General features: G+C 64.9%; 5 protein-coding genes. 1 reads left to right on the top strand and 4 read right to left on the bottom strand.

Features of this window, described 5'->3' with window-relative positions:
• From JOZ76_RS02445 to JOZ76_RS02430, 4 genes are all read right to left on the bottom strand, one after another.
• On the bottom strand, positions 1–539 hold a 539-nt coding region (locus tag JOZ76_RS02445), incomplete at its 3' end, for an RraA family protein (RefSeq protein ID WP_291697040.1).
• 132 nt (positions 540–671) lie between these two features.
• A complete protein-coding gene (locus tag JOZ76_RS02440) occupies positions 672–1,559 on the bottom strand; it encodes a CDP-alcohol phosphatidyltransferase family protein (RefSeq protein WP_291697039.1) in 888 nt (295 codons plus the stop codon).
• A gap of 71 nt (positions 1,560–1,630) precedes the next feature.
• On the bottom strand, positions 1,631–2,338 hold the full coding sequence (locus JOZ76_RS02435; protein ID WP_291697042.1) for a phosphatidylserine decarboxylase: 708 nt from the start codon (positions 2,336–2,338) through the stop codon (positions 1,631–1,633).
• 103 nt (positions 2,339–2,441) lie between these two features.
• Positions 2,442–4,382 (bottom strand): ABCB family ABC transporter ATP-binding protein/permease, encoded by a 1,941-nt coding sequence (locus JOZ76_RS02430; RefSeq protein ID WP_291697038.1) that lies wholly within the window; start codon positions 4,380–4,382, stop codon positions 2,442–2,444.
• Positions 4,383–4,611: 229 nt separating this feature from the next.
• On the opposite strand from JOZ76_RS02430, the gene JOZ76_RS02425 reads away from it, so the two are divergent.
• A partial coding sequence (locus JOZ76_RS02425) for a TIGR00730 family Rossman fold protein (protein ID WP_291697041.1) occupies positions 4,612–5,210 on the top strand: 599 nt, incomplete at its 3' end.

The raw sequence follows: 5,210 nt of genomic DNA, 5'->3' as shown, positions 1-5,210 counted from the left end.
TCGTCGGAGCGCACCGTCATCCCGGCGACGCGGACCTCGCCGCCAAAACTTTCGGCATGCACCCAAGCGTGCGAGGGGCCGATCGAGCCTGCCAGCGCCTGGAAACCCGGGGCCCATTGCGGCACGTCGCGGACCGAGCCGTCGGTGACGACGCCGAGACAGCCGAGCGCCTTATGCACATTGCTCTGCACCTCGCCCCAGAACGCGCCATAGCCGATGTCGGGCCCGTCGATGTCCTGGATCACGGCGATGCGCGGGCCGAAACCGGTGCCGACATATTCATAATAGGCGATGCGGCGTTTGGCCTGTTCGGCGGCGGGAAGGCCAGATTGCACCACGGAGCGAATGGTCACCGTGCGGGCATAGCCGACCATCGGCGGCAGCTCGGGAAACGGGCAGACCAGCGGTTTTGTCGTAAATCCGATCAGCCTCCGCTCGGGCGCCACGATCTCCATCGCATTGCAGATCGTCGGCGTATCATAGCGCGCCAGGGCTTCGACGACGGACGGGGCCAACGGGGCTGCGGTGGTCTGGGTCACGAGCGTTTCTCTCCGGGGTTGCCGCGACGGGTTTTGCGGTGCCATCGCGCGAAAACCCCCTATAGCGGACCGGCCGACGGGCGGCAAAAGCCGCCCCGCTGCCATGACAGGAGATCGCGCTGAGATCTGCGCTCAGTGCAGGCGTTCGGGACGATCGTCGTCGGGCTGCTTGGTATTGCCGGTCGCAGGGGGATAGGACGGCGCTGGATTTGCGCCGCCAACCTCTGCCGGCGTCGCGGCGGCAGCCCTCTGCGCCTGATCGCGATAGGATTTCCAGCCCATCGGCAGGCTGAGCAGAAACAGGATCGATCCGGCCGACAGAATGTACCAGGGATAGCCGACGAGGAGCGCGATGAAGAAGATCACGGACACGAACACCGGCAGCACCAGCTCCGGCGGCACCCGCATCCGCATCGTTTTGCCGGAGAACACCGGCAGGCGCGACACCATCAGGAAGGCGATCAGGAGCGTATAGAACGCCGTGAGCAACGCCGGCGGCATCGGCAGACCGACGAAGGCGAGATAGATCGGCAGCAGCACCGTGATCGCGCCGGCCGGCGCCGGCATGCCTGTGAAGTAGTTGGCAGCAAAGGGCGGCTTGTTCGGCTCATCCATCGTCGCGTTGAAGCGGGCGAGCCGGAGGCCCCCCGAAATCGCATAGACCATTGCGGCGATCCAGCCGCCGTTCTTCAGCTCATGGAGCTGCCAGAAATACAGCATCAAGCCGGGCGCGACGCCGAAATTGACGAAATCGGCGAGGCTGTCGAGTTCGGCGCCAAACCTCGACTGCCCCTTGATCAGGCGCGCGATCCGGCCGTCGATGCCGTCGAGCGCGGCCGCGAAGACGATCGCATAGACGGCGAGCTCCATCCGCCCTTCCGTCGACAGGCGGATCGCCGTCAAGCCGGCGCAGATCGCAAGCAGGGTGATGACGTTGGGCACCAGCATCCGCACCGGGATCGGACGAAACCGGCGGCGGCGCAATTCGGCAGATACGGGAGCGGTCGGGTCAAAGGCCATGACAGCAATATAACAAGACCCGGCCCGCCGCGCCACGCGCTGAAACTGCCAATAATCGGCTGTTGCGACGGTTAATCCCGCCGGAACGTCCGTCCCGCATCGCCTTGCCGGAAATCGGCCAGCACGGTCTCGCCTGCAACGGCAGTCTGCCCTTCCGCAACCAGCGCGCGCGTGCCCTCGGGCAGATAGATATCCAGTCGGGAGCCGAACCGGATCAGGCCGAACCGTTCGCCGGCCCCGATGGTCTGGCCCTCGCGCACGAACGCGACGATGCGGCGCGCCACCAGACCCGCGATCTGGATCACGCCGATGCGCCCGTCCGCGGTTGCGATGACCAGCGAGTTGCGTTCATTGTCCTCGCTCGCCTTGTCCAGCTCGGCGTTGATGAAGGCGCCGGGCCGATAGGCGATGCGCTCGATGCGGCCGGCCACCGGGCTGCGGTTCACGTGACAATTGAACACGCTCATGAAGATCGAGATGCGCGGCAGCGGGCGGTCGCCGAGCCCGAGCTCGGACGGCGGCAGGGCCTGCGTGATCATCGAGATCCGCCCGTCGGCGGGCGCCACAACCAGACCTTCGCGCACCGGCGTGACGCGGACCGGATCGCGGAAGAACAGGGCGCACCAGATGGTCAGCACCGTGGCGATCCAGCCGAGCGGCGACCAGATCCAGAACAGGATCAGGCTCGCCAGCGCAAAGCCGCCGATGAACGGATAGCCTTCCGGGTGGATCGGCGGCATTTGGCCGCGAATGGAATCGGAGATGGACATGTTCGAGATCAGCCGCTTGCTCTGTTGATACCCTCTCCCCTTGCGGGAAAGGGTGGCGCCGCGCTGCGGCCGCCGGGAGAGGATTAGGACGGATCACGGAGCGCGCACAAGATCATTCCGCGGCCGCCTGTGCCGCCAGACCGTCGGCGACTGGCGGCGGCTCGCGATTGGGCGCATCGTTGCCATCATCGACCTGCGCCAGCCGCTCGCGCGCGGCCTCAGCCTCGCGCTGCCGGTTCCACATGCTGGCATAAAGCCCGCCTCTCGCCAAAAGTGCGACATGGGTTCCGCGCTCCGCGATGCGGCCCTGGTCGAGCACGATAATCTCGTCGGCGCTGACGATGGTGGAAAGGCGGTGCGCGATCACGAGAGACGTCCGATTGCGAGAGACGCGGTCGAGCGCCTCCTGGATCTCGTGCTCGGTGTGGCTGTCGAGCGCCGAGGTCGCTTCATCGAGCACGAGGATCGGCGGCGCCTTCAACACGGTGCGCGCAATCGCCACGCGCTGCTTTTCGCCGCCCGACAGTTTTAGGCCACGCCCGCCGACCTGGGTCTCATATCCCCTCGGCGCCATGCGGATCAGGGAATCGATCTGGGCAAGGCGTGCCGCCTCTTCGACGTCGGCATCGCTGGCGTCCCAACGGCCATAGCGGATGTTGTAGCGGATGGTATCGTTGAACAGCACGGTATCCTGCGGCACCATGCCGATCGCGGCGCGCAACGAGGCCTGAGTGACGCCCCTGATGTCCTGCCCGTCGATTGTGATGCTGCCGCCGGAGACGTCATAGAGGCGGAACAGCAGCCGCGAGATGGTCGACTTGCCGGCGCCGGAAGGACCGACGATGGCGACCCGCTTGCCGGCCGGCACCTCGAAAGAGAGGCCTTTGAGGATCGGACGCTCCGCCTCATAGGCAAAGCGGACGTCGTCGAAGCGGATGGCGCCTGATGTCACGGATAGCGGCCCGGCATCGGGCGCGTCCTTGATCTCGGGATCGCGCGCCAGCACCTCGAACATCTTCTCGATGTCGATGATCGCCTGCTTGATCTCGCGATAGACCATGCCCATGAAGTTGAGCGGCTGGTAGAGCTGGATCATCATTGCATTGATCAGGACGAAGTCGCCGACCGTGTTCCGCCCGCTGCGCACGCCGAGCGCACACATCACCATGGTCGCGGTCAGGCCAAAGGTGAAGATGACGGCCTGTCCGGTGTTGAGCAGTGCGAGCGAGGTATAGGCATTGACGCTCGCCTCTTCGTAGCGCGCCATCGAACGATCGTAGCGCCGGGCTTCGCGCGTCTCGGCACCGAAATATTTGACCGTTTCGTAGTTCAGAAGCGAATCGATTGCCTTGGTGTTGGCGTCGGTGTCGGACTCGTTCATGTTGCGGCGGATGCCGATCCGCCACTCGGTCGCGCGATACGTGTAGTACATATAGATGGCGACCATAACCGCGATCGCGAGCACATAGCGCCAGTCGAAATGCCAGAGCAGCACGCCGAGCAGGAGCGACACCTCGACCACGGTCGGAATCAGCTGCAGGATCACCATCCGCACGATGGTCTCGATGCCGTTGCGGCCGCGCTCGAGCACCCGCGTCAATCCGCCGGTCTTGCGCTCGAGATGAAAGCGCAGCGACAGTTCATGCATGTGGACGAAGGTGATCTGCGCGAGCTTGCGCACGGCGTGCATCGCCACGCGGGCGAAAATGCCGTCGCGCCACTGCGTCAGCACCGCCATCAAAATGCGCATGCCGCCATAGCTTGCCGTCATCAGCAGGGGCGAGGCGATCACCCACACCATCCAGCTCGACGGATCGAGCGGCGCGCTGCCCTTGCCGGTCAGCGCATCGGTCGCCCATTTGAACGTGAAGGGCACCGCAAGGGTGGCGAGCTTCGCGACCAGCAGCAGCACCACCGACCACACCACGCGCATCTTCAGGTCGGCGCGGTCGCCCGGCCAGATGAACGGCCAGAGATGAACCAGCGTCCCGATCAGGGTGGCCTGCTCGGCCGACGCCGGGGAAGGAAGCGGCGTGGGGGCCTGCTGTGGCATATGAGCATGAGCCATCAAATCGGAACCCTTATCGGAGCGATCTAGCGCTCACCTCGTTAACGTTGAGACCGTCGTCATATAGGATGTCAGAACACCCCGTGTACCCACAACTGCCCGATTGTTTAGCCCTCCGGGCGGGTATTTGCCGCCCATTGATCTCCCACCCACGAATCAGGCGGTCGATCCGAAACGCTTGACGCCTCCTCTGTTGCAGTGCCACATGATCCTTATGACAACCATTCGCACTGTCTGCGTCTATTGCGGCTCCGGCTCCGGGACCAACCCACGTTTCATCGAGGCAGCCGAGGCACTCGGCAGGATTTTTGCCGAGAACGGAATCCGGCTGGTCTATGGCGGCGGTTCGGTCGGCATGATGGGGGCCGTGGCGCGCGCGGTGCTCGAGCACGGCGGCGAGGTCACCGGCATCATCCCCGAATTCCTCGTCAAGAAGGAAGTCATGATGCCGCTCAAGGACTTGATCGTCACGCCGGACATGCATGAACGCAAGCGGCTGATGTTTGAGCATTCCGACGCCTTCGTGGCGCTGCCCGGCGGTATTGGCACGCTGGAGGAGCTGGTCGAGCAGCTCACCTGGAAGCAGCTCGGCCGCCATGCCAAGCCGGTTCTGCTCGCCGACATTGACGGCTTCTGGGAACCGCTCCTGCACCTGTTCACGCATATGCGCGCCACCCAGTTCATCCGCACCGACATGTCGGTCGAGATCCTCAAGGCCGAACGGGTCGAGGACATCCTGCCCCGGCTGCGCGCCGCCGCAGCGCGGGTGGCGGACAGCGAAAAGGAAATGGCGCCGGACATCGCGCGGCGGCT

The sequence above is a fragment of the Bradyrhizobium sp. genome (assembly GCF_019244115.1).
Taxonomy (GTDB): Bacteria; Pseudomonadota; Alphaproteobacteria; order Rhizobiales; family Xanthobacteraceae; genus Bradyrhizobium.
The sequence above is the reverse complement of the archived record's forward strand: the minus strand, read 5'-3'. Positions and strand labels throughout refer to the sequence as shown.